Consider the following 26,118-nt stretch of genomic DNA (forward strand, 5'->3'; position numbering starts at 1 on the left):
CTTGCGCGCCATTGATATTCCCGGGCCTTCGCTTATGACAGGCCCGACCCACCACCGTCCTCAAGCAGGGAAGAGATCATGACTGCAATCATCGACATCATCGGCCGAGAAATCCTGGACAGCCGCGGCAACCCGACCGTCGAGGTCGACGTCTACCTGGAAGACGGAAGCTTTGGCCGCGCCGCCGTACCGTCGGGTGCTTCGACCGGTGCGCATGAGGCCGTCGAGCTGCGCGATGGTGGCACGCGTTACCTCGGCAAGGGCGTCGAGCGCGCCGTCGACGCCGTCAACGGCGAGATCTTCGAAGCGATCGGTGGCCTTGATGCCGAAAACCAGATCCAGATCGACAAGACTATGATCGAGCTTGATGGTACGGCCAACAAGTCGCGCCTCGGCGCCAACGCCATCCTCGGCGTGTCGCTTGCCGTCGCCAAGGCTGCCGCCGAAGCAGCCGGCCTGCCGCTCTACCGCTACGTCGGCGGCCCGAACGCACACGTCCTTCCGGTTCCGATGATGAACATCATCAACGGCGGCGCCCACGCCGACAACCCGATCGACTTCCAGGAATTCATGATCGTTCCCGTCGGCGCCGATACGCTGCGCGATGCGGTCCGCATGGGTTCGGAAGTGTTCCACACGCTGAAGAAGCAGCTCGCAGCCGACGGCCACAACACCAATGTCGGCGACGAAGGCGGCTTCGCGCCGGGTCTGGCGTCTGCTCCGGCAGCCCTCGACTTCATCATGAAGTCGATCGAGAAGGCCGGCTACAAGCCGGGCGAAGACATGTTCATCGCGCTCGATTGCGCTGCGACTGAATTCTTCAAGGACGGCAAGTACGTGCTGGAAGGCGAAGGCCGCACGCTGGAGCCGGGCGCAATGGCCGAATATCTGGCCGAACTTGCCGCGAAGTACCCGATCTTCTCGATCGAGGACGGCATGGCTGAAGACGATTGGGACGGCTGGAAGGCCGTGACCGACCTCATCGGCAACAAGTGCCAGCTGGTCGGCGACGACCTGTTCGTCACCAACTCGGCGCGTCTGCGCGACGGCATCAAGATGGGCGTTGCCAACTCGATCCTCGTCAAGGTCAATCAGATCGGCTCGCTGTCGGAAACGCTCGACGCCGTCGAGACCGCGCACAAGGCACGCTACACCGCCGTCATGTCGCACCGTTCGGGCGAGACCGAGGATGCGACGATTGCCGACCTCGCGGTTGCCACCAACTGCGGCCAGATCAAGACCGGCTCGCTTGCCCGTTCCGACCGGCTCGCAAAGTACAACCAGCTGATCCGCATCGAAGAGCAGCTTGGTCTGCAGGCCAAGTACGCAGGCCGTTCTATCCTGCGCGGCTGATAGCCTCGATCGATCGTTGAAATCTTGACCCGCTCACGGCCTCCGTGGGCGGGTTTTGCTTTATCCGAGCATTCATGGTCAACGGTCGGTTAATCAATGCCCGCTAGTCTCTTTTCCGTAATGCGTATCAGGGTGTGACGGGATGTGGACACGGCATCATAAGAAACGGAAACTGGGCCGGCTGGTGCTGCCGCTGATCGCGGTCGCCTTTCTTTCCTATTTCGGCTATCATTCCGTTCATGGCGGCTACGGCCTGAAGGCGACGGAACAATTCGATCGCCAGATCGTTGAGCGGCAGGCACGGCTGGACGAGCTCACCAAGCAGCGCACGACCCTCGAAAGAGAGGTTCAGCTGATGAGCGATGGTTCGCTGGAGCGCGACATGCTGGATGAAAAGGCACGCCTCGCGCTCAACATGTCGCGAAGCGACGAAATCGTTATTTTCCACCGCATGACGAATTAACCGAAATTCGGTTAATTGATATTTTGTAAATAAAATCAAATACTTGCGCGGAATGTGAGCCATGCAAATATGGCATTGCTGTGGCGCTTTTCTTTCCCTATGGTAACCCTCAAAGGCTAACCATTGGGAGGAATGAATGGCTCCGCGAAAAAACGCGTCCGTCTCCAGCCGTAAGACCGCAGCAAAGCCGGCCAAGAAGGACCTGAGCGGCGGCAATATCGCCGACTTCACCAAAGAAGACGAACTGAAGGCCTATCGCGAAATGCTGCTCATCCGGCGTTTCGAGGAAAAGGCCGGCCAGCTTTATGGCATGGGCTTCATCGGCGGCTTCTGTCACCTCTATATCGGCCAGGAAGCTGTCGTCGTCGGCATGCAGATGGCTTTGAAAGAAGGCGACCAGGTCATCACCGCCTACCGCGACCACGGCCACATGCTGGCCTGCGGCATGAGCGCCCGCGGCGTCATGGCCGAACTCACGGGGCGTCGCAACGGTCTTTCCAAGGGGAAGGGCGGTTCGATGCACATGTTCTCCAAGGAAAAGCACTTCTACGGCGGTCACGGCATCGTTGGTGCCCAGGTGTCGCTTGGCACCGGTCTTGCCTTTGCCAACCGCTACCGCGGCAATGACAATGTCAGCGTCGCCTACTTCGGCGACGGCGCTGCCAACCAGGGCCAGGTCTACGAAAGCTTCAACATGGCGCAGCTGTGGAAGCTTCCGGTGATCTACGTGATCGAGAACAACCGCTACGCAATGGGTACTTCGGTCACCCGCGCTTCGGCACAGACCGATTTCTCCAAGCGTGGCGTTTCCTTCGGCATTCCTGGCTTCCAGGTCGACGCCATGGACGTGCGTGCCGTCAAGGCGGCCGGCGACGAGGCGGTCGAATACTGCCGTTCCGGCAAGGGCCCGATCATCCTGGAAATGCAGACCTATCGCTACCGCGGTCACTCGATGTCCGACCCGGCGAAGTATCGCTCCAAGGACGAAGTGCAGAAGATGCGGTCGGAACACGATCCGATCGAGCAGGTGAAGGCGCGTCTGACCGAGAATGGCTGGGCGAGCGAGGACGAGCTGAAGCTGATCGACAAGGACGTCCGCGACATCGTCGCCGACAGCGCCGATTTTGCCCAGGCTGATCCGGAGCCGGATGCATCCGAGCTCTACACCGATATCCTGCTTTGATCCGGGGAGGCTCAAACATGCCAGTAGAAATTCTCATGCCCGCTCTTTCCCCGACGATGGAGGAAGGCACGCTCTCGAAATGGCTGAAGAACGAAGGCGACAAGGTCTCCTCCGGTGACGTCATTGCCGAGATCGAGACTGACAAGGCCACCATGGAAGTGGAAGCCGTCGACGAAGGCACGATCGGCAAGCTGCTGATCGCGGCCGGCACCGAGGGCGTCAAGGTCAATACGCCGATCGCGGTTCTGTTGCAGGACGGCGAAGGCGCTGGCGATATCGCTGCACCGAAGGCCGAAGCGCCGAAGGCTGCAGCAGAAGCGCCGGCCGCCGCCTCTTCTGCGCCGGCACCGGTCGCCGCCCAGCCGAAGGTCGAGGTCGCTGCCGATCCGGCCATCCCGGCCGGCACCGAGATGGTGACGATGACCGTGCGCGAAGCGCTGCGCGACGCCATGGCCGAGGAAATGCGCGCCAGCGACGACGTCTTCGTCATGGGCGAGGAAGTCGCCGAATATCAGGGCGCCTACAAGATCACGCAGGGGCTTCTGCAGGAATTCGGCGCCCGTCGCGTCATCGATACGCCGATCACCGAGCACGGCTTTGCCGGCGTCGGCGTCGGCGCTGCCATGACCGGCCTGCGCCCGATCGTCGAGTTCATGACCTTCAACTTCGCCATGCAGGCGATCGACCAGATCATCAACTCTGCCGCCAAGACGCTCTACATGTCCGGTGGCCAGATGGGCGCGCCGATCGTGTTCCGTGGCCCGAGTGGTGCTGCGGCACGCGTCGCCGCACAGCACTCGCAGTGCTATGCTGCCTGGTACAGCCACATTCCGGGCCTCAAGGTCGTCATGCCCTACACGGCAGCCGACGCCAAGGGCCTGCTGAAGGCGGCGATCCGCGATCCGAACCCGGTCATCTTCCTCGAAAACGAAATCCTCTACGGCCAGTCCTTCGAAGTGCCGAAGCTCGACGATTTCGTGCTGCCGATCGGCAAGGCGCGAATCCACAAGGTCGGCAAGGACGCGACCATCGTTTCCTTCGGCATCGGCATGACCTACGCGGTCAAGGCGGTTGCCGAGCTGGAAGCGCAGGGCATCGACGTCGAGCTGATCGACCTTCGCACCATCCGTCCGATGGATCTGCCGACGGTCATCGAATCGGTCAAGAAGACCGGTCGCCTCGTGACCGTCGAGGAAGGCTATCCGCAGTCGTCCGTCGGCACCGAAATCGCGACCCGCGTCATGCAGCAGGCCTTCGACTATCTCGATGCCCCGATCCTGACGATCGCCGGCAAGGATGTGCCGATGCCTTACGCCGCGAACCTCGAAAAGCTCGCGCTTCCGAACGTCGCAGAAGTCGTCGATGCGGTGAAAGCCGTTTGCTACAAATAAGGGGAGGGCCCTTCGATGCCTATCAACATCACAATGCCTGCCCTCTCCCCGACGATGGAAGAAGGCAATCTGGCCAAGTGGCTGGTCAAGGAAGGCGATAAGGTCAAGTCTGGCGACGTGATCGCCGAGATCGAGACCGACAAGGCGACGATGGAAGTCGAGGCCGTCGACGAAGGCACCGTTGCCAAGCTCGTCGTTCCCGCCGGCACCGAAGGCGTCAAGGTCAACGCACTGATCGCCGTTCTTGCCGCCGATGGCGAAGATGTCGCCGCGGCCGCAAAGGGCGGCAACGGTGCAGCCGCACCAGCCCCGGCGCCAGCCGAAAAGAAAGAAGAGGCCGTCGCGGCACCCGCAGCTGCGACCACTCCGACACCGGCCGCGGCTCAAGCCGCACCGGCAGCACCGCAGGCAGCCAAAGCGGACACCGGCGCGCGGGTCTTCTCGTCGCCGCTCGCCCGTCGCCTCGCCAAGGATGCCGGCATCGATCTCTCGGCAATCTCGGGCACCGGCCCGCACGGCCGCGTGATCAAGAAGGACGTCGAAACCGCTGTAGCCGGTGGCGGCGCCAAGCCGGCGGCAACACCCGCAACGGCAGGTACCGCAGCTCCCGCTGCCGCACCGCTCGCCAAGGGCATGTCGGAAGACGCCGTTCTCAAACTGTTCGAGCCGGGCTCCTACGATCTCGTGCCGCATGACGGCATGCGCAAGACGATCGCCAAGCGCCTCGTCGAATCCAAGCAGACGATCCCGCACTTCTACGTCTCGGTCGATTGCGAACTCGACGCGCTCTTGGCGCTGCGGGCCCAGCTCAATGCCGCATCCCCTGAAAAGGACGGCAAGCCGGTCTACAAGCTTTCGGTCAACGACATGGTGATCAAGGCCCTGGCGCTTGCCCTGCGCGACGTTCCGGACGCCAACGTCTCCTGGACCGACAGCAACATGGTCAAGCACAAGCACGCCGACGTCGGCGTTGCCGTGTCGATCCCGGGCGGCCTGATCACGCCGATCGTGCGCCAGGCGGAGCTGAAGAGCCTCTCTGCCATCTCCAACGAGATGAAGGACCTCGGCAAGCGCGCCAAGGACCGCAAGCTGAAGCCCGAGGAATATCAGGGCGGCACCACGGCGGTCTCCAACATGGGCATGATGGGCGTCAAGGACTTCGCCGCCGTCGTCAACCCGCCGCACGCAACGATCCTGGCGGTCGGTGCCGGCGAGGAACGCGTCGTGGTCAAGAACAAGCAGATGGTCATCGCCACTGTGATGACCGTCACGCTTTCGACCGACCATCGCTGCGTCGATGGCGCGCTCGGCGCCGAACTGCTCGGTGCCTTCAAGCGCTACATCGAAAACCCGATGGGCATGCTGGTCTGACTTGGACAGGGACCGGCCTTCGGGCCGGTCCGCTCCTTGATCGCAACGCCGAAGGCGGGTCCGGACGATGAAGACAGTTCTCTGCTACGGCGACAGTCTGACCTGGGGCTACGATGCCACGGACGGCGGCCGCCACGTGCTTGCCGATCGCTGGCCAAGCGTTCTGCAGACGGCCCTGGGCGCTCATGTTCAGGTCATCGCCGAAGGACTGAACGGCCGCACCACCGCCTATGACGATCACCTCGCCGATTGCGACCGCAACGGCGCCAAGGTGCTGCCGACCATCCTTCACAGCCATGCACCGATTGATCTGGTCATTCTGCTTCTCGGCGCCAACGATATGAAGCCGATCATTCACGGCACCGCCTTCGGCGCCGTGAAAGGCATCGAGCGTCTGGTCAATCTGGTACGCCGCCACGACTGGCCGGTCGAGAACGTGGAGGCGCCTGAGATCCTGATCGTATCGCCGCCACAGCTTTGCGAAACGGCCAATGCGGCCTTCGGTGCAATGTTCGCCGGTGGCATCGAGCAGTCGGGGTTCCTGGCGCCGCTCTATCGCGATCTTGCCGATGAGCTCGATTGCGGCTTTTTCGATGCAGGATCGGTTGCTGTCACGACGCCAGTCGATGGCGTCCATCTGGATGCGGAAAATACCCGCGCGATCGGCCGAGGTCTGGAGCCAGTCGTGCGAATGATGCTCGGTGTCTGAGATGGCCGACAGCGTCACGATCAGGCCGGCAGAGCGAAGAGAGGCCGCGGAACTCGCGGTTCTCGTCGATATCGCCTCGCAGGGGTTTGCCGCCTGGCTCTGGTATGGCGCGGTCCTCGGGGGTGCCACCGATACGGCGTTCGAGCGTGGGCGCAACAAGCTGCGCGAGGACGTCGGGCCGGGAAACTGGCGAGATGCTGTTGTTGCCGATATCGAGGACGAAATTGCCGGCGTGTCGATTGCATATGGCATTGAGGCATCGGCGGTAGCAGCCGAAGCCAAGCATGCCGTGATCGAGCCGTTGCTCGCCCTGCAGCGGCAAGTGGTCGGTCATTGGTTCATAGATAGCCTCGGCGTCTATCGTCACCGACGGGGCCACGGCATCGGGCGCAGACTGCTTGAGCATGAAATTGAACGCGCCGGCTCGGCGCCGGTGAGCCTGATCACCGAAAGCCACAATGACAGGGCGCAGGCGCTTTACATGGAAAACGGCTTCGAGGAGGCGGCTCGGGCTGAGGCAGTGCCGCTCTTCGAAGGCAGCAGAAAACACGACTGGGTGCTCTTCACCCGCAAGGTCGCTTGAGACAAAGGCAGGAAACACATGGCTGAGAATTACGACGTCATCGTCATCGGTTCGGGTCCGGGAGGCTACATCGCCGCCATTCGTGCGGCGCAGCTGGGTCTCAAGGCCGCGGTCGTCGAGCGCGAGCACCTGGCCGGTATCTGCTCCAACTGGGGCTGCATCCCGACCAAGGCGCTGCTGCGCTCGGCCGAAGTGCTGCATTATGCCCAGCATCCGGCCAGCTACGGCATCAAGATCGAGGGGGCTGTAACGCCCGACCTGAAGGCGATCGTCGCCCGCTCGCGCGGTATCGCCGAGCGCATGAACGGCGGCGTCGGCTTCCTGATGAAGAAGAACAAGGTCGACGTCATCTGGGGCGAAGCCAAGCTGACGAAGCCCGGCGAGATCGTGGTCGGCAAGTCGACCAAGCCGGCCGTTCAGCCGCAGGCGCCGCTGCCGAAGAACACCAAGGGCGAGGGCACCTACACCGCCAAGCACATCATCATCGCCACTGGCGCTCGTCCGCGCGCACTGCCCGGCATCGAACCCGATGGCAAGCTGATCTGGACCTATTTCGAGGCGATGAAGCCCGAAGAGATGCCGAAGTCGCTGCTGGTCATGGGCTCTGGTGCGATCGGCATCGAATTCGCTTCGTTCTACCGCACCATGGGCGTTGATGTGACCGTTGTCGAAGTCATGCCGAACGTAATGCCGGTAGAAGATGCCGAGATCTCGAACATTGCCAAGAAGCAGTTCGAAAAGCAGGGCATGAAGATCCATCTGGAAGCCAAGGTGACCAAGGTGGAGAAGGGCGCGAACTCGATCACCGCCCATGTCGAGATGAAGGACGGCAAGATCGAGAAGATCACTGCCGACCGCATGATCTCGGCCGTCGGCGTCCAGGGCAATATCGAGAATCTCGGACTCGAGACGCTTGGGATCAAGACCGACCGCGGCTGCATCGTCATCGACGGCTACGGCAAGACCAATGTGGCCGGCGTCTATGCGATCGGCGATGTCGCCGGCCCGCCGATGCTTGCCCACAAGGCCGAGCATGAGGCCGTCATCTGCGTCGAGAAGATCGCGGGTCTGCCGAACGTGCACCCCATGGACAAGCTGAAGATCCCGGGCTGCACCTATTGCCACCCGCAGGTCGCCTCCGTTGGTCTGACGGAAGCCAAGGCGAAGGCCGAAGGTCGCGAGATCCGCGTCGGTCGCTTCCCCTTCGTTGCCAACGGCAAGGCGATCGCGCTTGGCGAAGACCAGGGTTTGGTCAAGACGATCTTCGACAAGAAGACCGGCGAACTGCTCGGCGCGCACATGGTTGGCGCTGAGGTCACCGAACTGATCCAGGGCTTCGTCGTTGCCATGAACCTGGAGACGACCGAAGAAGACCTGATGCACACGATCTTCCCGCACCCGACGATCTCGGAGACGATGAAGGAAAGCGTGCTTGACGCCTATGGACGTGCGCTGAACGCCTAATCCAAAAGGCTGACGCCGGAACTTTTTGGCGCGATCCGGCATTGAGGACTTGTCCTCAATGAACGGAGATTACCATGAGCTTGAACGGCGTCGGCATTCTGGCTGCGATCATCATCGGCGGGTTGGCCGGATGGCTCGCGGAGAGGTTCATGAACAGCGATATGGGTCTGTTCATGAACATAGCGCTCGGCATCATCGGTGCGGTGGTGCTGAATTTCATTCTGGCAGCCTTCGGCATGGCCTTTGCCGGCTGGCTCGCCTATCTGGTCATCGGCTTCATCGGCGCCTGCCTGCTGATTGCCGCCGGCCGCGCTGTCAAGCGATAGCGCCAGACGCTTCCCGTGCGAGCGGTCTGGCCGTCGAGCAAAAAGGTGACCTGACATTTGCCGTCGGGCCATCTATATAGATCGAAAATGGGCCTGCCGGCACGACGCCGGGCCCGCCGCGACGAGGAAGACAGTATGGTAACGGTGTTCGATGCCGTCTCTGAACGGGCGCAACGCGTCCGCCACCCGGAAAAGGCCCACAAGCCCGATACCGAAATGCTGCGCAAGCCGGAGTGGATCCGCGTCAAGGCGCCGACCTCGAAGGGCTACCAGGAAACGCGCGAGCTGGTGCGCTCGCACAAGCTGGTTACGGTCTGTGAAGAAGCCGGCTGCCCCAACATCGGCGAGTGCTGGGACAAGAAGCACGCCACCTTCATGATCATGGGCGAAATCTGTACCCGCGCCTGCGCCTTCTGCAATGTCTCGACAGGCAAGCCGAATGCGCTCGACATGGCGGAGCCCGAGAACGTCGCCAAGGCCGTCAAGCAGATGGGCCTTTCTCACGTCGTCATCACCTCCGTCGACCGCGACGATCTGCCGGATGGTGGCGCCGAACATTTCGAGAAGGTGATCTGGGCGATCCGCGCCGCTTCGCCGCAGACCACCATCGAAATCCTGACGCCGGACTTCCTGAAGAAGCCTGGCGCATTGGAGCGCGTGGTCGCCGCCAAGCCCGACGTCTTCAACCACAACATGGAAACCGTTCCGGGCAACTATCTGACCGTTCGTCCGGGTGCGCGCTACTTCCACTCCATCCGCCTGCTGCAGCGGGTGAAGGAACTGGACCCGACGATGTTCACCAAGTCCGGCATCATGGTCGGCCTCGGCGAGGAGCGCAACGAAGTGCTGCAGCTGATGGACGACCTGAGGACCGCGGACGTCGACTTCATAACCATCGGCCAGTACCTGCAGCCGACCCGCAAGCACCACAAGGTCGAGAAGTTCGTGACGCCTGAGGAATTCAAGTCCTACGAGACGGTCGCCTATACCAAGGGCTTCCTGATGGTGGCTTCGAGCCCGTTGACCCGCTCTTCGCACCATGCCGGCGACGACTTTGCCCGCCTGCGTGCAGCGCGCGAAAAGAAGCTCGCAGCTGCGGCCGGGTAGGGCGTCAGGACATTTCGAAACAACAGGAACTCCGGCCTTGGCGCCGGAGTTTCTTTTTATCGTTCTTCCCGTATCGGCCGGGTTCACCCATGGATCAGTCGTCAAAACCCGCTGTCGTGAATTATGTCGACGATGCCGCCGGCGTAGATCACATACGCAACGCGCGACGCATTCTCGTCGTCGGATGTTCGGGTGGCGGTAAGTCGACGCTTTCGCAGAAGCTCGCGCGGCATTTCGACCTGACCTACATCTCGATCGATCGCGATATCCTGTGGCTGCCCGGCTGGCGTCAGCGCGATCGGGCCGAGCAACGCCAGCGCATCGCCGAGAGGATTGCCGCCGATCGCTGGGTCATGGACGGGACCGGTCCGTCTACCTTCGATCTGCGCGTGCCGAGAAGCGATGTGGTGATCTGGGTGCGGATGCCGCGGCTTCTGTGCGTATGGGGCGTTCTCACCCGCTGGCTGAAGTATTTCGGCCGCACCCGCCCAGAGATGGCGCCGGGCTGTATCGAGAAGGTCGATCGGGAGTTTCTCGAGTTCATCTGGACATTCGAGCAGAATTTCTCTCCGCGTATCGTCGCTGGTCTCGCCGAGCATGGCCCTGAGGTGCCGGTTCTACAGTTGAAATCGCGGCGCCAGATGTCGCAGCTTCTTGATCTTCTCGGTCTGCCCGCTTAACTCCCCTCTATGCCGCAATTCGAAACAAACCACATCGTCAAGCACACGGCCGATCAGATGTTCGATCTCGTCGCCGATGTCGAACAGTATCCGCAGTTCCTGCCGCTTTGCGAGGCGCTCGCCGTGCGCTCGCGCAAGGAAAGGGACGGCAAGGTTCTGCTGCTCGCCGACATGACCGTCGGCTACAAGGCGATCCGCGAGACCTTTACGACGCAGGTGCTGCTCAACAGGGCCGAGCGCGTGATCGAGGTCAAATACATCGACGGCCCGTTCAAATATCTCGACAATCGCTGGCGTTTCGAGCCGGCGGGCGAGGGGCAATCGTCGGTGCATTTCTTCATCGACTACGAGTTCAAGAGCCGCATCCTCGGGGCCCTGATGGGGTCGATGTTCGACCGCGCCTTCCGCATGTTTTCCGACGCGTTCGAAAAGCGGGCCGACAAGATCTACGCCGTCTGAGCGACTTCGCTCAGCATCTCCAGCGCCGTCCGGATGGTGGCCAGCCGCACTTCATCGCGGCCGATATCGCCGTAGCGCATCTCCCGGTGGAGGGCGGCGCCGTTGCGGCCCGTAGCCGAAAGATGCACCAGTCCAACAGGCTTTTCCGCGGATCCGCCGCCCGGTCCGGCAACACCGGTGACGGCGACGGCAAAATTGGCCTCTGAGCGCGATACCGCGCCCCGTGCCATTTCGATCGCCGTCTGCCTTGAGACGGCGCCATGCGCGGCAAGCGTTGCCGGGTCGACGCCGAGCATCTGCACCTTGGCGTCGTTGGAATAGGTGACGAAACCGCGGTCGACGACCGCCGACGATCCGGCAATTTCCGTCAACGCACCGGCAATCAGCCCGCCGGTGCAGGATTCGGCCGTTGCCACCTTGAGGCCGCGCGCGCTGAAATCGGCAATGATCCTCGCCGCCGCGGCCCGGATATCGTCAGGCCACATGGTCTGTGTCCTTCGGCATATAGACAACGGTTGCCGTTGCGATGGCGGCGATGCCTTCATCGCGACCGACAAAGCCGAGCCTTTCGTTCGTCGTCGCCTTGACCGAGCAGCGGTCGAGATCGATGCCGAGCATGTCGGCGAGGTTTTCGCGCATGGCCTGGCGGTGTGGCCCCACCTTCGGCGCTTCGGCAATTAGCGAGACGTCGGCATTGGTGATCGTACCACCGCGTTGACGAACGATATTGGCCGCATGTTCGAGGAAGATGCGCGATGGCGCCCCCTTCCACTGCGGATCGGATGGCGGAAAATGGTCGCCGATATCGCCGGCGCCACAGGTGGCAAGCAGCGCGTCGGTAAGCGCATGCAGGGCGACATCGGCGTCCGAATGGCCGGAGAGCTTTTTGGTATGCGGGATCAGGATGCCGCAAAGCGTCACGCCATCGCCTTCGACCAGTTGGTGCACATCATAGCCGTTGCCGGTGCGCACATCCGGAATGAGGTGGCGCTTGAGTTTTTCGTCGGCCATGGCGATGTCCCTTTTCAGTGTAAGCTTGACGTTGTCCACCGTGCCTTCAACGAGTTTGACCGGGATGCCCGCCCATTCGGCGATCGAGGCGTCGTCGGTAAAATCCGTCCGTCCGCTGCCGGCTGCGGCCCGGTGGGCGTCAAGGATGGTCTTGAGGTCGAAAGTCTGCGGCGTCTGTGCCGCGTGAAGATGGTTGCGTGAAACGGTCTGGCTCACCATGCCGGCGGCATCGGCGCGCTTCAGCGTGTCGGACACCGCAATCGCCGGCAGCACGGCGCGCGCGCCATTTGCAAGGGCGTCAGCGCAGCGCGACAACAGCGCGTGGTCGGCAAACGGGCGCACGGCATCATGGATCATCACGTAGCGTGAGCCCGTTGCAGCTACGGCTTTGAGGCCTGCCAGGACCGATTGTTGCCGGGTTGCGCCGCCGTGGACCACGATCAGCGCGCGCGCCGGCGATCGTTTGCGCGCCGACTCCAGCAGTTCCTCGTCATCGGGGTGGATCACGACGACGATCGGTCCGGCCCCTGGCCATGTCGCGAAAGTGTCAAGCGTATGGGCGATAACGGGCTTGTCGCCGATGGTGCGGTACTGTTTCGGCCCCTCGGCCGACTGCCCCGCGCGTTCGCCGCGCCCTGCTGCGACGATCACAATGCCGCAGGAAAGCTGTTCTTCAGGCTGCATCTTCTGTATGTGGTCCCGGATTTCGCCAATCTTCGCCGTGATGTACCGCGAAGGTCCGTGCTTTGCCAGCCGAACAGGGAAATTTGCCCGAGGCTTCGAAATCGCTTGGCAAGCCAAATAACAATGTCTAAAAATAGTGCAAGAACAACATGTGCCTGAAAGATATGCATTTGCCAGCTCCGGCCCTGTCATCACCGCTTCGGATCGGGAATATCGAAATCCGCAACCGGGTTGCGCTCGCCCCGATGTCTGGCGTTACCGACCTGCCATTCCGCACTCTGGCCTGGCGCTACGGTGCGGGCTTCGTCGTGACGGAAATGGTCGCCAGCCGCGAGCTGGTCGGCAATGCGTCGGAATCCTGGGCAAGGCTGAAGAATTCCGGCATCAAGCCACACATCGTCCAGCTGGCCGGGCGCGAAGCCCACTGGATGGCCGAGGCGGCCAAGATCGCCGCCGCCAACGGCGCTGACATTATCGACATCAACATGGGCTGCCCGGCAAAGAAGGTGACGGGCGGCTACTCCGGCTCCGCCCTGATGCGTGATCCCGACCACGCCCTGTCGTTGGTCGAGGCGACCGTCAACGCGGTCGATGTGCCGGTCACCTTGAAGATGCGGCTCGGCTGGGACGAGAACACGATCAACGCGCCGCTGATTGCCAGGAGGGCGCAGGAGGCCGGCGTCCAGGCGATAACCGTGCATGGCCGCACCCGCATGCAGTTCTACACCGGCAAGGCCGATTGGGACGCGATCCGCGCCGTGCGCGACGTTGTGACGGTGCCGCTGGTCGCCAACGGCGACGTCGATACGGTCGCGGATGCGCAGGAAATCCTCAGGCGCTCGGGCGCCGATGCTGTCATGGCAGGACGGTCCTCGCAGGGCCGTCCCTGGCACGTCGGCGTTCTCGCCGGTGCTGCCCGCCATCCTGATCAGGCGGAGATCGCCGACATTTTCGTGGAGCACTACGAGATGATGCTCGAATTCTACGGTGCCGATACGGGCCTGAGGCATGCGCGCAAGCATGTCGGCTGGTATCTCGAGCGCTTCGCACCCGATCTCACTGGGTCGGAGAAGGGCGCGATCCTGACTTCGACCGAGCCGAAATCCGTCGCCGCGCGCGCCTCGGATGCCATTCGCAGTTCGCATGCGACCATCTCGCGCGAAGGGATCGCCGCATGACCGAAAAGCCGAATGTTCAGGAAGCCACGTCGGCTGCAAGCGGCTTGTCGATGGCCGTGCTCAACGCCATCCAGAACCCTGTGATCCTTGTCGATCAGAACGGTCTCGTCGCCTTTGCCAACTGGGAAGCCGAATCTTTCTTCGGCGCCAGCGCCAATCATCTGGCGCGCCACGACATCAGCGCCTTCATCCCGTTCGGCAGCCCGCTTCTGACGCTGATCGAGCAGGTGCGCGAGCGCAAGGCGCCGGTCAACGAGTATCGTGTCGATCTGAGTTCGCCTCGGCTCGGCGCCGACAAGCTCGTCGATCTCTATGTCGCGCCCGTCGTGTCGGAGCCGGGCTCCGTCGTTGTCGTCTTCCAGGAGCGATCGATGGCCGACAAGATCGACCGGCAGCTGACCCATCGCGCGGCTGCACGTTCGGTCACCGGTCTTGCCTCCATGCTGGCGCACGAGATCAAGAACCCGCTTTCTGGCATTCGCGGCGCGGCACAGTTGCTGGAAACATCCGCCAACGATGAGGATCGGGCGCTGACGCGACTGATCTGCGACGAGACCGACCGGATCGTTTCTCTCGTCGACCGGATGGAAGTGTTTTCCGACGAGCGGCCGGTTGATCGCGTTCCGCTCAACATTCACTCGGTGCTCGATCACGTGAAGGCGATCGCGAGGGCCGGTTTCGCACGCCGGATCAAGATGACGGAGAATTACGATCCGTCGCTGCCTTCGGTCTTTGCCAACCGCGATCAACTGGTGCAGGTCTTTCTCAATCTCATCAAGAATGCAGCGGAAGCGATCGGTGACCGGCCGGAAGGCGAGATCATGCTGACGACCGCCTACAGACCCGGCATCCGCCTGTCGGTCGCCGGCACACGCGAGAAAATCTCGTTGCCGCTCGAATTCTGCGTGCACGACAACGGTCCGGGCGTTCCTTCCGACCTGCTGCCGCATCTGTTCGATCCGTTCATTACCACCAAGACCAACGGTTCGGGTCTTGGGCTGGCTCTGGTTGCCAAGATCATCGGCGGTCACGGCGGCATCGTCGAATGCGACAGCCAGCAGAACCGCACGACTTTCCGCGTCCTCATGCCGGCCTCCAAGGGGCAGGCGGCGGATGAAGACGATATGCCTGTGACAAAAGGAAATATTGCATGACGGGTGCCACCATCCTCGTCGCGGATGACGACGCAGCCATTCGCACCGTGCTCAATCAGGCGCTGAGCCGCGCCGGCTACGACGTTCGCATCACGTCGAACGCGGCAACGCTCTGGCGCTGGATTTCCGCCGGCGACGGTGACCTCGTGGTCACTGACGTGGTGATGCCCGACGAGAATGCGTTCGACCTTTTGCCGCGCATCAAGAAGGCGCGCCCGGACCTGCCGGTTCTGGTCATGAGCGCGCAGAACACCTTCATGACCGCGATCAAGGCATCGGAGAAGGGCGCCTACGACTATCTGCCGAAGCCGTTCGATCTGACCGAGCTGATCGGCATCATCGGTCGGGCCCTGGCCGAGCCGAAGCGCCGTCCGGCGAAGATCGATGACGATTCTCAGGATGGCATGCCGCTTGTCGGCCGCTCCGCGGCAATGCAGGAGATCTACCGGGTGCTTGCCCGGCTGATGCAGACCGACCTGACGCTGATGATCACCGGTGAATCCGGCACCGGCAAGGAACTGGTGGCGCGCGCGTTGCACGACTACGGCAAGCGCCGCAACGGTCCCTTCGTTGCCATCAACATGGCGGCGATCCCGCGCGACCTGATCGAATCGGAACTGTTTGGCCATGAGAAGGGCGCTTTCACCGGCGCGCAGACCCGTTCGACCGGCCGTTTCGAGCAGGCCGAAGGCGGCACGCTCTTCCTCGACGAGATCGGTGACATGCCGATGGACGCGCAGACGCGGTTGCTGCGCGTGCTGCAGCAGGGCGAGTACACGACAGTTGGCGGTCGCACGCCGATCCGCTCCGATGTGCGCATCGTGGCTGCAACCAACAAGGACCTGAAGCAGTCGATCAATCAGGGCCTCTTCCGCGAGGATCTTTACTACCGACTGAACGTGGTGCCGCTGCGTCTGCCGCCGCTGCGCGACCGCGCCGAAGACATTCCGGATCTCGTACGCCATTTCGTCCAGCAGGCCGAAAAGGAGGGGCTGGACGTCAAGCGTTTCGACCAGGAAGCGCTGGAGCTGATGAAGGCCCACCCCTGGCCCGGCAACGTGCGCGAGCTCGAAAACCTCGTGCGTCGCCTGACGGCGCTTTATCCGCAGGATGTCATCACCCGGGAAATCATCGAAAACGAGCTGCGGTCCGAAATCCCCGACAGTCCCATTGAAAAGACGCAAGTCCGCAATGGGTCTCTCTCGATCTCCCAGGCCGTCGAGGAAAACATGCGGCAGTACTTTGCCGGCTTCGGCGATGCGCTGCCGCCGAGCGGCCTCTATGAGCGCGTGCTGGCCGAGATGGAGTATCCGCTGATCCTCGCAGCACTGACGGCGACCCGGGGAAATCAGATCAAGGCCGCCGATCTGCTCGGGCTCAACCGCAATACGCTGCGCAAGAAGATCCGCGAGCTCGGCGTTTCGGTCTATCGCAGCTCACGCACGGCTTGACTTGGTCGCCACCACCGTTGCATTTTCGCCACAATGCGTTGCTTGAACGTGTTATGACCGCCGAATCGAGCGGTGTTGCGCTGCTTTGCCCTGCCTTGGTGCTGTGGCGCATGCGCAACAACCCCGATGGATGGTCCGGTCAATACCTTGACCCGGAATGTGAGTGAGAATTGCCGTTGCCGAAGGGCGACGGCCGGGGGAACATTTCTATATGGTGGACGCAATGGCCTTGCCACTGGGCACAGATGATGGACTGGCGGCACACGACCGCCGCGCGTCCTTCGCCCTGCCGGGCCTCATGCTGGCGATCGGCGCGCTCATCTGTGCAACGCTGTCTCTGCTGGTCCTGCTCGGTTTGACGCCGATCCGGCTCGAGCGCAACGTCTTCATTGCCTGTGCGGCGATCAACGGCGTGTTCGTGGTCGGGCTGATCTATCTCATCGTTCGCGAAATTCTGAGGCTGCTGCGCGCGCGCAGCAAGGGGCGCGCTGCAGCCCGGTTGCACGTGCGTATCGTCGCGCTGTTTTCGATTGTCGCGATCACGCCCGCCATCCTGGTGGCGATCTTCGCCAGCATCACTCTCGATGTCGGTCTCGACCGCTGGTTCTCGTTGCGCACGCAGGCGATCGTGCGCTCGTCGATCAGCGTGGCTCAAGCCTACGTGCTGGAGAATGCCAGCTATCTTCAGGGCCAGACCGTGTCGATGGCAAACGACCTTGAGCGCAACAGGCAACTCTACAGCCTCGATCGCACCGGCTTTACCGAACTGATGACGCGCCAGGCGAGAGGCCGCGGCATGCTCGGCGCGTTTCTTGTGCGCGCCGATGGCAGCGCCATTCTTCAGGCGAACATCTCAACCGAAAAGCCGCTGCCGGCCATTCCGCCGGATGCACTGAAGAGCACGGTCTCCGGCCAGCCGACATTGATCCCGCCGGGGATCACCAATCTCGTCGGGGCGGTGATCCCGCTCGACGACATTCCCGGCACCTATCTCTACACCGTGCGCAACGTCGATCCGGAAGTGATGCGGTCGCTGCGGCTGATGGAAGAAAACACCGCCGAGTACAAGACGCTGGAGGCCGGCCGCGCCTTTACGCAGATCGCCTTCGGCGTGCTCTACATCGGCTTTGCCCTGATCGTGCTGCTTGCGGCGATCTGGACCGCGATCGCGGTCGCCGACCGTATCGTCCGGCCGATCCGCCAGTTGATCGGTGCTGCCGACAGCGTTGCCGCTGGCAATCTCGACGTCGTGGTGCCGGTGCGTGCCGTCGACGGCGACGTCGGCAACCTGTCGCGCACATTCAACAAGATGGTCTCCGAGATCCGAACCCAGCAGGAGCAGATCCTCGAGGCCAAGGACGAGGTCGATCATCGCAGGCGCTTCATCGAGGCAGTGCTTTCGGGTGTCACTGCCGCCGTCATCGGCGTCGGCCGCGATCGCCAGATCACCATCGCCAACTCTTCTTCGGAGGAGTTCCTGAAAAAGACCGCGCCGGATCTTCTCGGGGCGGATCTGCGCGTCGTTGCGCCGGAAATCGAGGAAGTGCTGGTCGAGGCGGAAAGCCGCTACCGCAACAACTTCCGCAAGCAGATCAACATCATGCGCGGCGGAACCGAGCGCACGCTCAACATCCAGGTGACGCGCGAAGAAGGTGGCGAGGCAAACGAATCCTACGTCATCACCATCGACGACATCACCGACCTGGTGATCGCGCAGCGCTCTACCGCCTGGGCCGACGTCGCGCGCCGTATCGCACATGAGATCAAGAACCCGCTGACCCCGATCCAGCTCTCCGCCGAGCGTCTGAAACGTCGCTACGGCAAGCAGATCGATCAGGAGGATCGGGTGGTTTTCGACCAGTGCACCGATACGATCGTTCGGCAGGTCGAGGATATCGGCCGGATGGTTGACGAGTTCTCGGCCTTCGCCCGCATGCCCAAGCCGACAAAGGAGAAGGCGGATCTGCGCGCCATCCTGAAGGACGCGGTGTTCCTGCGCGAAATGGGCAACAACCATATCCACTTCCAGCGCGACTTCGGCGATGAGCCGCTCGAAGGCATGTTCGATGGCCGCATGCTCGGCCAGGCCTTCGGCAACATCGTCAAGAATGCGGTGGAGTCGATCGAGGCGGTGCCCACGGACGCGGTCCGTGGCGAGCCGAAAGTGCTGGTGCGCGCCCATCGCGACGAAACGACCGGCCGGTTCATCGTCGATGTCGTCGACAACGGCAAGGGCCTGCCGACCGAGAACCGGCACAGAATATTGGAACCGTATATGACGATGCGCGAGAAGGGCACGGGCCTTGGTCTGGCAATCGTCAAGAAGATCATTGAGGACCATGGCGGACAACTGGAATTGCACGACGCACCGACCGATTTCGATGGCGGCGCCGGCGCAATGATCCGCGTGATCCTGCCGGCCGCCGGAGAAGCCGGGGGCGAAGACACTTTGAAGGGTAAGGGTACAAGCGATGGCCGCTGACATTCTGGTAGTGGACGATGAGGAAGACATCCGTGAGATCGTCTCCGGCATCCTGTCCGACGAAGGGCACGAGACCCGCACGGCTTTCGACAGCGACAGCGCGCTGGCGGCCATCAGCGACCGCGTCCCGCGGCTCGTCTTTCTCGACATCTGGATGCAGGGCAGCCGTCTCGATGGCCTGGCCTTGCTCGACGAGATCAAGTCGCGCCATCCGGACCTGCCCGTCGTGATGATTTCAGGTCACGGCAACATCGAAACGGCGGTCAACGCCATCAAGCGCGGGGCCTATGATTTCATCGAGAAGCCGTTCAAGGCCGATCGGTTGATCCTGATCGCCGAGCGCGCGCTGGAAAACTCCAAGCTGAAGCGCGAAGTTTCGGAGCTGAAGAAGAAGTCGGGCGATCCGGTCGAGCTGATCGGCACGTCGGTTGCCGTATCGCAGCTCCGCCAGACGGTGGAAAAGGTCGCGCCGACCAACAGCCGCATCATGATCCAGGGACCATCGGGCTCCGGCAAGGAGCTGGTGGCCCGCATGATCCACCGCAAGTCGACACGTTCGACCGGTCCGTTCGTCGCCTTGAATGCAGCGGCGATCACGCCCGACCGGATGGAGATCGCGCTCTTCGGCACAGAGGGAACGCCTGGCCAGCCACGCCGCACCGGCGCGCTCGAAGAGGCGCATGGGGGTATCCTCTATCTCGACGAAGTCGGCGAGATGCCGCGCGAGACCCAGAACAAGATCCTGCGCGTGCTCGTCGATCAGCAGTTCGAGCGCGTCGGCGGCACCAAGCGCGTCAAGGTCGACGTTCGCATCATCTCGTCGACCGCCTACAACCTTGAGAACATGATTTCGGAAAGCCTGTTCCGCGAGGATCTCTACCATCGTCTGGCGGTCATCCCCGTGCGGGTGCCGGCGCTGGCCGAGCGCCGCGAGGATATTCCTTTCCTCGTCGACATGTTCATGCGCCAGGTCAGCGAGCAGGCCGGTATCCGTCCGCGCAAGATCGGCGACGATGCGCTTGCCGTGCTGCAGGCCCACGACTGGCCAGGCAACATTCGCCAGCTGCGCAACAATATCGAACGGTTGATGATCCTGGCGCGCAGCGATGGCCCGGATACGCCGATTTCGGCCGATATGCTGCCGACCGAGGTTGGCGATACCTTGCCGAAGATCTCGGCGCAGGGCGATCAGCACATCATGACGCTGCCGCTGCGCGAGGCTCGCGAAATGTTCGAGCGCGATTATCTGATCGCACAGATCAACCGATTCGGCGGCAACATTTCGCGTACTGCCGAATTCGTCGGCATGGAGCGGTCGGCGCTTCACCGCAAGCTGAAGTCGCTCGGCGTTTGACGGTCAATTCCTTCCGGCCAGCGGCCGCCCTTGAGTGAAAGAACGACATGAAGGTCATCATTTGCGGTGCGGGGCAGGTCGGCTACGGCATCGCGGAACGGCTGGCTCAGGAAGACAATGACGTGTCGGTGATCGACACGTCGGCGGCGCTGATTGCCAACATTACCGAAAGCCTCGATGTGCGCGGCTATGTCGGCCACGGCGCTCATCCTGATGTGCTGGCCAAGGCCGGTGCCGATCAGGCCGACATGCTGATCGCGGTGACGTTGTTCGACGAGGTCAACATCGTTGCCTGCGAGGTGGCGCACGCGATCTTCAACGTGCCGACCAAGGTGGCCCGCATCCGCGCGCAGAACTATCTGGCTCCGGAATATGCCAACCTGTTTTCCCGCGAGAACGTGCCGATCGACGTGACCATTTCGCCGGAAGTCGAGGTTGGCCGGATGGTGTTGCGGCGCATTTCATTCCCGGGCGCGACGGATGTGGTGCGCTTTGCCGACGATCGGATTGCGATGGTGGCGATCGAGTGCATGGAAGACTGCCCTGTCGTCGATACGCCGCTGCAGCAGCTGAGCGAGCTGTTCCCCGATCTGCAAGCGACCGTCACCGGGATCTTCCGCAACGGCAAGCTGATCGTGCCGCATTCGTCGGATCAATTGCGGACCGGAGACCTCGCCTATGTCGTCTGCGATCGGGACCACGCCCGCCGGACGCTTGCACTTTTCGGTCACGAGGAGCAGGAGGCGCGCCGCATCGTCATTCTCGGCGGCGGCAATATCGGCTACTTCGTCGCCAAGGCGATCGAGGAAAACCAGCCGCGTACCCGCGTCAAGCTGATCGAAAGCGACCGTGATCGCGCTGTGATGATGGCCGACAAACTCAGCAACACCGTCGTTCTCAACGGTTCGGCCATGGAACAGCGTATCCTGATGCAGGCCGACGTCCAGGATGCTGATCTGGTGGTGGCGCTCACCAACAACGACCAGATCAATATCCTCGGCAGCATGATGGCCAAGCGTCTGGGGGCGAAATCGACGCTCGTGCTGATCAATGAGCCGTCCTATCAGGATTTCGCCGGAACCGCCGGGGTCGATGCCTATATCAATCCTCGCGCGGTGACGATTTCGCGCGTGCTGCAGCACGTGCGCAAGGGGCGCATTCGCTCCGTCTATGCCGTCCAGAAGGGGACGGCCGAAGTGATTGAAGCCGAAGCGCTTGAAACGTCGCCGCTGGTCGGCAAGGCCTTACGGGAGCTGGATCTTCCCGATGGCATTCGCATCGGCGCGCTTTACCGGGACAAGACGTTCATCCGCCCGCACGGCGACACCAAGATCAAGGCCAGGGATCGCGTGGTGCTCTTTGCTGCGGCTGACGCCGTGCGCCACGTCGAGCAACTCTTCCGCGTCAGTATCCAGTTTTTCTAGGGTCAACAATTGCCATGCCGAGAATTGCCTATGTCAACGGCGCCTACGTGGCGCACGCAGATGCAGCCGTTCATATCGAGGATCGCGGCTATCAGTTCGCGGACGGAGTCTACGAGGTCTGCGAGATCCGACATGGCTTCATCGTCGATCTCAGCCGTCACCTCGATCGCCTCGGCCGCTCCCTGAGCGAGCTTCGCATCGACTGGCCGATGAGCCGGGCGGCGCTGATCCACGTCATACGCGAGGTGTTGCGGCGTAACCGGGTGCGAAACGGCCTGTTCTACATGCAGGTGACGCGCGGCAGCGCACGTCGCGACCATGTGTTTCCACACAAGGATACCGTTCCGACAATCGTCGTGACGGCCAAGCGGACCGATCCAGCGGCAATCGCGCGAAAGAATGCCGAGGGCATCGCGGCGATCACCGTTCCCGAGAACCGCTGGGATCGCGTCGATATCAAGTCGGTGGGTCTGCTGCCGAACGTGCTGGCCCGCCAGAAGGCCAAGGAGGAGGGTGCCCACGAGGCGATCTTCATCGATCCCGACGGCACCGTGAAGGAAGGTGCGGCAACCAATGTCTGGATCGTCGATCGCGATGGTGTCTTGCGCACGCGTCCGGCCGATCACGGCATTCTCAAGGGTATCACCCGCACGACCCTGATGGATGTTGCAGGCCCCCTCGGCATCAGGATCGAGGAGCGGGCCTTCAGCGTCGATGACATGCTGGCCGCGCGCGAGGTCTTCATCACTGCGGCGACGAGCATCTGTTTTCCGGTCGTTTCCATCGACGGCAAACCGATCGGCAACGGTCATCCGGGAAGCATAGCACAGAATATTCGTGAAGCCTTTTTCGACGTTGCGGAAAAGACATTGATTTGATACCAAACTGACAGAGGCGCCGGGGAAGGGTACTTGGGACGCCTCTGATTGAAAAAAATAGACAAAATTCACCGGCGCGCGACGCCGGCAAATAAGAAAGAATCGGCGCGATGGCGGAACGTTCTCAGAACCTGCAGGATCTTTTTCTCAATACGGTCCGCAAACAGAAGATTTCTCTGACAATTTTTCTTATCAACGGCGTCAAATTGACGGGCGTCGTCACGTCTTTTGACAATTTCTGTGTATTGTTGCGCCGCGATGGTCACTCGCAGCTCGTCTACAAGCACGCGATCTCGACCATCATGCCCGGCCAGCCGCTGCAGATGTTCGAGAACGAAGAAGCCGCATCCTGACGGGACGTAAGGCACATTACCAAACGGGATTCAAAGTCGTCGTCGATCATTCCGGAGCTTGAAACGCTCCGCGACGACATGCGCGCTGTCGTCATCGTGCCGGTTCTGAAGAAGACCGGCCGGCAGTCGGCGGAAACTCTTTCTGCAACCAGCACCCGCACCGACGAAAGTCGGCTGGAGGAGGCAGCGGGCCTGGCCCGCGCGATCGACCTCAACGTCGTTCACGGTGCCATCGTCTCGGTGGCGCAACCAAAGCCGGGTACGCTGCTCGGCACCGGCAAGATCGAGGAGATCGGTCATATCCTCGTCGAACAGGATGCCGGTCTGGTCATTGTCGACCACCCGTTGACGCCAGTGCAGCAGCGCAACCTGGAAAAGGAGTGGAACGCCAAGGTCATCGACCGGACGGGCCTGATTCTTGAAATCTTCGGGCGCCGCGCTTCCACCAAGGAAGGCACGCTGCAGGTCGATCTCGCGCATCTCAACTATCAGAAGGGCCGGCTCGTCAGAAGCTGGACCCACCTCGAGCGCCAGCGCGGCGGTGGCGGCTTCATGGGCGGCCCGGGCGAAACCCAGATCGAGGCGGACCGGCGCTTGCTGCAGGACCGCATCGTCAAGCTCGAGCGCGAGCTGGAGCAGGTTCGCCGGACGCGACAGCTGCATCGCTCCAAGCGAAAGAAGGTTCCGCATCCGATCGTTGCGCTTGTCGGCTACACCAATGCCGGCAAGTCGACACTGTTCAACAGGATGACAGGTGCAGGCGTACTCGCCGAAGACATGCTGTTTGCGACGCTTGATCCGACGCTGCGGCGCCTGAAGCTGCCGCACGGCCGCATGGTGATCCTGTCCGACACGGTCGGGTTCATTTCCGACCTGCCGACGCATCTGGTTGCTGCTTTCCGCGCCACTCTTGAAGAAGTGCTTGAAGCCGACCTGATCCTGCATGTGCGCGATCTCTCCGATCCGGACAATGCGGCGCAGGCAAGCGACGTGCTGCGCATTCTCGCCGATCTCGGTATCGACGAGAAGGAAGCAGCAGCCCGGCTTGTCGAGGTCTGGAACAAGATCGACCGCCTCGAACCGGAAGCGCGCGAAGCCTTGACGAACAAGGCGGCCAGCTCCGAAAATACCGTTGCGGTTTCGGCCGTTACGGGTGAGGGCGTCGATGGGTTGCTGGCCGAGATCGGCCGCAGGCTCTCCGGTGTCCTGACCGAATGCACCGTCGTTCTCGGTGTCGACCAGCTGCAGCTTCTGCCCTGGGTCTACGAGCACGCCATCGTTGACGGCCGCGAAGATCTTGAGGACGGCACGGTCAGCCTCGATCTGCGTCTTACCGAAAACGAGGCCGTTGAGCTGGAACGCCGGCTCGGCAACGGACCGAAGCCTGCTGCACCAGACTGGTAAGTGCACTTGCCTGAGGCGCGCTTGACGCCTCAGGTCAGCTGCCGTTCGATCGCCTTGGCGGCCTGCCACAGGTCTTCCATGCGTTCCAGGGTCGCCGCTTCTAGCGTCTCGCCCTGAGCATGCAGCTCATTCTCGATATGGGCAAAGCGCCGACGGAACTTGGTATTGGTGCCGCGCAGCGCCATTTCCGGATCGGCGCCGACATGGCGGCCGATGTTTACCATCGCGAAGATCAGATCGCCGAGTTCATCGGCCACCTTCGCTTGGTCTTTTTCGCGCAGCGCCTCGCGCAATTCGCCAATTTCCTCCTCGATCTTGTCGAGAATCGGCTCCGGTTCGGACCAGTCGAACCCCACCTTGGCGGCGCGCTCCTGAAGCTTGAGCGCCTCGACAAGGGCCGGAAAGCTGCGTTGGATCGACCCCAGATGGCTGGCCGCGCCGTCTGCGGACAGGCCGCGGTCGGTGCGTCGCGCCTGACGCTCGGCTTTCTCCGCCTGCTTGATCTTGTCCCACTGGTTCTTGACGGCCTCCGGCGTGTCTGCGTCCGAGCGGGCAAAGACATGCGGGTGGCGCCGGATCATCTTGCGCGTCACCGCCTCGACGACATCGCCGAAGGCGAATTCGCCAGCTTCTTCGGCCATGCGCGCGTGAAACACCACCTGTAGCAGAAGGTCGCCCAGCTCGTCGCAAAGGTCATGCATGTCGCCGCGCTCGATCGCATCGGCAACTTCGTAGGCTTCCTCGATCGTGTAGGGCTTGATCGTCTCGAACGTCTGCACGACGTCCCATGGGCAACCGGTTTCCGGCTGGCGTAGCGCCTCCATGATGGCAAGGAGGCCTTTGATGTCGCGTGATGGTTCCATGGCTCAGTTCAACGGTATGGCGTTATCGTTTTTGCCCGACTGGTAGCTGTCGGACAGGCGCTGATAGCGATCGCGGATGCGTGCGTCCTGGACAGCAAGTTTCTGCTGCGTTGCCTCGTCCAGATCCTTGGCGAGCGCCGCGATCGAAGAGGACGTCCAGAAGGCATTGTTCTGCGCATAACCGCCCGGTTCAAGCAGGAAAACTTCCTTCAGGATTTTCAGGTCGTGCGGGATGGAGAAGCTGTCGCGCGAATCTTCGTGGCTGAAGAAATAGTAGAAATTATCAAAGCCCGCCCAGGTGATCGCCGAAAGGCACATCGAGCAGGGTTCGTGCGTGGACAGGAAGATCAGGTCGCGTGTATCCGGCTTCTGCGCCATCTCGTAGAAGCGCTTGAGCGTATGCACTTCGCCGTGCCAGAGCGGGTTTTCGGTCTCGTTGTTGGTCTCTGCCAGAACGAGCGAAAGATCCGATTTGTCGAGGATCGCGGCGCCGAACACCTTGTTGCCTGCTGCGACGCCCTTTTCGGTGAGCGGCAGGATGTCCCGCTCGATCACGTCCAGCAGTCGTCCGGCCAGTTCGGGTTGTGCCATGTCTTCGGTCTCCGCCAGATCTTTTGCGGCATTTAACGGAGGATGACCCTTGCGCGCAATGGCCAGCGGCAGTGTCACCGGCCAGTAGTTCCGGAGATATTTGCTCAAAATGCCGCATGACCGAGCAAAACAATACGGGACCTGAAAGCCATTGAAATTTCTGTTTCTTCAATTGCCCCGTGCGATGCTGGATATTCAGCGG

The 26,118-nt window shown here is 62.0% G+C and carries 25 protein-coding genes; 21 read left to right on the plus strand and 4 right to left on the minus strand.

The features are described from left to right. Positions 1-78 precede the first annotated feature (78 nt). From eno to RTP54_RS07500, 12 genes are all read left to right on the plus strand, one after another. A complete protein-coding gene (gene eno, locus RTP54_RS07445) occupies positions 79-1,353 on the plus strand; it encodes a phosphopyruvate hydratase (RefSeq protein WP_112809829.1) in 1,275 nt (424 codons plus the stop codon). Positions 1,354-1,495: 142 nt separating this feature from the next. Next, positions 1,496-1,816: an FtsB family cell division protein gene (locus RTP54_RS07450; protein ID WP_112809828.1), complete on the plus strand. Its 321-nt coding sequence runs from the start codon at positions 1,496-1,498 to the stop codon at positions 1,814-1,816. A 136-nt stretch (positions 1,817-1,952) separates the two neighbouring features. Continuing rightward, a complete protein-coding gene (gene pdhA / locus RTP54_RS07455) occupies positions 1,953-2,999 on the plus strand; it encodes a pyruvate dehydrogenase (acetyl-transferring) E1 component subunit alpha (RefSeq protein WP_112809827.1) in 1,047 nt (348 codons plus the stop codon). Between the two features lie 17 nt (positions 3,000-3,016). Then, the gene (locus RTP54_RS07460) at positions 3,017-4,390 is read left to right on the plus strand and encodes a pyruvate dehydrogenase complex E1 component subunit beta (RefSeq protein WP_312361755.1); all 1,374 of its coding nucleotides are present in this window, start codon (positions 3,017-3,019) and stop codon (positions 4,388-4,390) included. 15 nt (positions 4,391-4,405) lie between these two features. After that, positions 4,406-5,761, plus strand: coding sequence for a pyruvate dehydrogenase complex dihydrolipoamide acetyltransferase (locus RTP54_RS07465; protein ID WP_312361757.1), 1,356 nt, complete (start codon positions 4,406-4,408; stop codon positions 5,759-5,761). 67 nt (positions 5,762-5,828) lie between these two features. Then, positions 5,829-6,470, plus strand: a complete 642-nt coding sequence (locus tag RTP54_RS07470; protein ID WP_112809824.1) for an SGNH/GDSL hydrolase family protein — start codon at positions 5,829-5,831, stop codon at positions 6,468-6,470. Position 6,471: 1 nt separating this feature from the next. Further along, positions 6,472-7,053, plus strand: coding sequence for a GNAT family N-acetyltransferase (locus RTP54_RS07475; RefSeq protein ID WP_312361760.1), 582 nt, complete (start codon positions 6,472-6,474; stop codon positions 7,051-7,053). 18 nt (positions 7,054-7,071) lie between these two features. Beyond that, positions 7,072-8,517, plus strand: a complete 1,446-nt coding sequence (lpdA, locus tag RTP54_RS07480) for a dihydrolipoyl dehydrogenase (protein ID WP_312361761.1) — start codon at positions 7,072-7,074, stop codon at positions 8,515-8,517. Positions 8,518-8,591: 74 nt separating this feature from the next. Beyond that, complete coding sequence (locus RTP54_RS07485; RefSeq protein ID WP_112809821.1) at positions 8,592-8,843, plus strand: GlsB/YeaQ/YmgE family stress response membrane protein; 252 nt, start codon at positions 8,592-8,594, stop codon at positions 8,841-8,843. Positions 8,844-8,978: 135 nt separating this feature from the next. Next, positions 8,979-9,950: a lipoyl synthase gene (lipA, locus tag RTP54_RS07490; RefSeq protein ID WP_112809820.1), complete on the plus strand. Its 972-nt coding sequence runs from the start codon at positions 8,979-8,981 to the stop codon at positions 9,948-9,950. An 89-nt stretch (positions 9,951-10,039) separates the two neighbouring features. Continuing rightward, positions 10,040-10,630 carry an AAA family ATPase gene (locus RTP54_RS07495; RefSeq protein WP_112809819.1) on the plus strand — a complete coding sequence of 197 codons (591 nt, stop codon included), beginning with the start codon at positions 10,040-10,042 and terminating at the stop codon, positions 10,628-10,630. A 9-nt stretch (positions 10,631-10,639) separates the two neighbouring features. After that, complete coding sequence (locus RTP54_RS07500; protein ID WP_112809818.1) at positions 10,640-11,089, plus strand: type II toxin-antitoxin system RatA family toxin; 450 nt, start codon at positions 10,640-10,642, stop codon at positions 11,087-11,089. Here the strand turns inward: RTP54_RS07500 and RTP54_RS07505 are convergent. Beyond that, positions 11,077-11,574: a CinA family protein gene (locus RTP54_RS07505; protein WP_112809817.1), complete on the minus strand. Its 498-nt coding sequence runs from the start codon at positions 11,572-11,574 to the stop codon at positions 11,077-11,079. The genes RTP54_RS07500 and RTP54_RS07505 overlap by 13 nt on opposite strands. Beyond that, complete coding sequence (locus RTP54_RS07510) at positions 11,564-12,784, minus strand: bifunctional 2-C-methyl-D-erythritol 4-phosphate cytidylyltransferase/2-C-methyl-D-erythritol 2,4-cyclodiphosphate synthase (RefSeq protein ID WP_312361763.1); 1,221 nt, start codon at positions 12,782-12,784, stop codon at positions 11,564-11,566. Before RTP54_RS07510 ends, RTP54_RS07505 begins: the two co-directional genes overlap by 11 nt. A 149-nt stretch (positions 12,785-12,933) precedes the next feature. Here RTP54_RS07510 and dusB point away from each other — a divergent pair, with 149 nt between their 5' ends. The 9 genes from dusB (at position 12,934) to hflX (ending at position 24,462) form a co-directional block, all read left to right on the plus strand. Beyond that, positions 12,934-13,962, plus strand: coding sequence for a tRNA dihydrouridine synthase DusB (dusB, locus tag RTP54_RS07515; RefSeq protein ID WP_312361765.1), 1,029 nt, complete (start codon positions 12,934-12,936; stop codon positions 13,960-13,962). Next, positions 13,959-15,116 (plus strand): nitrogen regulation protein NR(II), encoded by a 1,158-nt coding sequence (locus RTP54_RS07520; RefSeq protein WP_312361767.1) that lies wholly within the window; start codon positions 13,959-13,961, stop codon positions 15,114-15,116. Before dusB ends, RTP54_RS07520 begins: the two co-directional genes overlap by 4 nt. Further along, positions 15,113-16,567 carry a nitrogen regulation protein NR(I) gene (gene ntrC, locus RTP54_RS07525; RefSeq protein WP_112809813.1) on the plus strand — a complete coding sequence of 485 codons (1,455 nt, stop codon included), beginning with the start codon at positions 15,113-15,115 and terminating at the stop codon, positions 16,565-16,567. Before RTP54_RS07520 ends, ntrC begins: the two co-directional genes overlap by 4 nt. Positions 16,568-16,778: 211 nt before the next feature. Next, entirely contained in the window at positions 16,779-19,049 is a 2,271-nt protein-coding gene (locus RTP54_RS07530; RefSeq protein ID WP_312361769.1) for a PAS domain-containing sensor histidine kinase, read from the plus strand. Beyond that, on the plus strand, positions 19,039-20,403 hold the full coding sequence (gene ntrX, locus RTP54_RS07535; protein WP_112809811.1) for a two-component system response regulator NtrX: 1,365 nt from the start codon (positions 19,039-19,041) through the stop codon (positions 20,401-20,403). The genes RTP54_RS07530 and ntrX overlap by 11 nt, the downstream gene beginning before the upstream one ends. A gap of 47 nt (positions 20,404-20,450) precedes the next feature. Next, positions 20,451-21,827, plus strand: a complete 1,377-nt coding sequence (gene trkA / locus RTP54_RS07540; protein ID WP_112809810.1) for a Trk system potassium transporter TrkA — start codon at positions 20,451-20,453, stop codon at positions 21,825-21,827. Positions 21,828-21,841: 14 nt separating this feature from the next. After that, positions 21,842-22,705 (plus strand): D-amino-acid transaminase, encoded by an 864-nt coding sequence (locus RTP54_RS07545; protein WP_112809809.1) that lies wholly within the window; start codon positions 21,842-21,844, stop codon positions 22,703-22,705. Between the two features lie 110 nt (positions 22,706-22,815). Continuing rightward, on the plus strand, positions 22,816-23,058 hold the full coding sequence (hfq, locus tag RTP54_RS07550) for an RNA chaperone Hfq (RefSeq protein ID WP_003535434.1): 243 nt from the start codon (positions 22,816-22,818) through the stop codon (positions 23,056-23,058). A 78-nt stretch (positions 23,059-23,136) separates the two neighbouring features. Further along, positions 23,137-24,462, plus strand: a complete 1,326-nt coding sequence (gene hflX, locus RTP54_RS07555) for a GTPase HflX (protein WP_112809808.1) — start codon at positions 23,137-23,139, stop codon at positions 24,460-24,462. Between the two features lie 29 nt (positions 24,463-24,491). Here hflX and mazG read toward each other — a convergent pair whose 3' ends face one another. Both mazG and RTP54_RS07565 read right to left on the minus strand, forming a co-directional pair. Then, positions 24,492-25,325, minus strand: a complete 834-nt coding sequence (mazG, locus tag RTP54_RS07560) for a nucleoside triphosphate pyrophosphohydrolase (protein ID WP_112832672.1) — start codon at positions 25,323-25,325, stop codon at positions 24,492-24,494. Positions 25,326-25,328: 3 nt separating this feature from the next. Beyond that, positions 25,329-25,916, minus strand: a complete 588-nt coding sequence (locus RTP54_RS07565) for a nucleoside deaminase (protein WP_312361774.1) — start codon at positions 25,914-25,916, stop codon at positions 25,329-25,331. Between the last annotated feature and the right edge of the window lie 202 nt (positions 25,917-26,118).

The sequence above is a fragment of the Ensifer sp. genome, from assembly GCF_031989085.1.
GTDB lineage: Bacteria > Pseudomonadota > Alphaproteobacteria > Rhizobiales > Rhizobiaceae > Ensifer.

Coding starts and splice junctions, on each gene's coding strand:
- eno (WP_112809829.1), top strand. CDS start 79: ATGACTGCAATCATCGACATCATCGGCCGAGAAATCCTGGACAGCCGC.
- RTP54_RS07450 (WP_112809828.1), top strand. CDS start 1,496: ATGTGGACACGGCATCATAAGAAACGGAAACTGGGCCGGCTGGTGCTG.
- pdhA (WP_112809827.1), top strand. CDS start 1,953: ATGGCTCCGCGAAAAAACGCGTCCGTCTCCAGCCGTAAGACCGCAGCA.
- RTP54_RS07460 (WP_312361755.1), top strand. CDS start 3,017: ATGCCAGTAGAAATTCTCATGCCCGCTCTTTCCCCGACGATGGAGGAA.
- RTP54_RS07465 (WP_312361757.1), top strand. CDS start 4,406: ATGCCTATCAACATCACAATGCCTGCCCTCTCCCCGACGATGGAAGAA.
- RTP54_RS07470 (WP_112809824.1), top strand. CDS start 5,829: ATGAAGACAGTTCTCTGCTACGGCGACAGTCTGACCTGGGGCTACGAT.
- RTP54_RS07475 (WP_312361760.1), top strand. CDS start 6,472: ATGGCCGACAGCGTCACGATCAGGCCGGCAGAGCGAAGAGAGGCCGCG.
- lpdA (WP_312361761.1), top strand. CDS start 7,072: ATGGCTGAGAATTACGACGTCATCGTCATCGGTTCGGGTCCGGGAGGC.
- RTP54_RS07485 (WP_112809821.1), top strand. CDS start 8,592: ATGAGCTTGAACGGCGTCGGCATTCTGGCTGCGATCATCATCGGCGGG.
- lipA (WP_112809820.1), top strand. CDS start 8,979: ATGGTAACGGTGTTCGATGCCGTCTCTGAACGGGCGCAACGCGTCCGC.
- RTP54_RS07495 (WP_112809819.1), top strand. CDS start 10,040: ATGGATCAGTCGTCAAAACCCGCTGTCGTGAATTATGTCGACGATGCC.
- RTP54_RS07500 (WP_112809818.1), top strand. CDS start 10,640: ATGCCGCAATTCGAAACAAACCACATCGTCAAGCACACGGCCGATCAG.
- RTP54_RS07505 (WP_112809817.1), bottom strand. CDS start 11,574: ATGTGGCCTGACGATATCCGGGCCGCGGCGGCGAGGATCATTGCCGAT.
- RTP54_RS07510 (WP_312361763.1), bottom strand. CDS start 12,784: ATGCAGCCTGAAGAACAGCTTTCCTGCGGCATTGTGATCGTCGCAGCA.
- dusB (WP_312361765.1), top strand. CDS start 12,934: ATGTGCCTGAAAGATATGCATTTGCCAGCTCCGGCCCTGTCATCACCG.
- RTP54_RS07520 (WP_312361767.1), top strand. CDS start 13,959: ATGACCGAAAAGCCGAATGTTCAGGAAGCCACGTCGGCTGCAAGCGGC.
- ntrC (WP_112809813.1), top strand. CDS start 15,113: ATGACGGGTGCCACCATCCTCGTCGCGGATGACGACGCAGCCATTCGC.
- RTP54_RS07530 (WP_312361769.1), top strand. CDS start 16,779: ATGGTGGACGCAATGGCCTTGCCACTGGGCACAGATGATGGACTGGCG.
- ntrX (WP_112809811.1), top strand. CDS start 19,039: ATGGCCGCTGACATTCTGGTAGTGGACGATGAGGAAGACATCCGTGAG.
- trkA (WP_112809810.1), top strand. CDS start 20,451: ATGAAGGTCATCATTTGCGGTGCGGGGCAGGTCGGCTACGGCATCGCG.
- RTP54_RS07545 (WP_112809809.1), top strand. CDS start 21,842: ATGCCGAGAATTGCCTATGTCAACGGCGCCTACGTGGCGCACGCAGAT.
- hfq (WP_003535434.1), top strand. CDS start 22,816: ATGGCGGAACGTTCTCAGAACCTGCAGGATCTTTTTCTCAATACGGTC.
- hflX (WP_112809808.1), top strand. CDS start 23,137: ATGCGCGCTGTCGTCATCGTGCCGGTTCTGAAGAAGACCGGCCGGCAG.
- mazG (WP_112832672.1), bottom strand. CDS start 25,325: ATGGAACCATCACGCGACATCAAAGGCCTCCTTGCCATCATGGAGGCG.
- RTP54_RS07565 (WP_312361774.1), bottom strand. CDS start 25,916: ATGGCACAACCCGAACTGGCCGGACGACTGCTGGACGTGATCGAGCGG.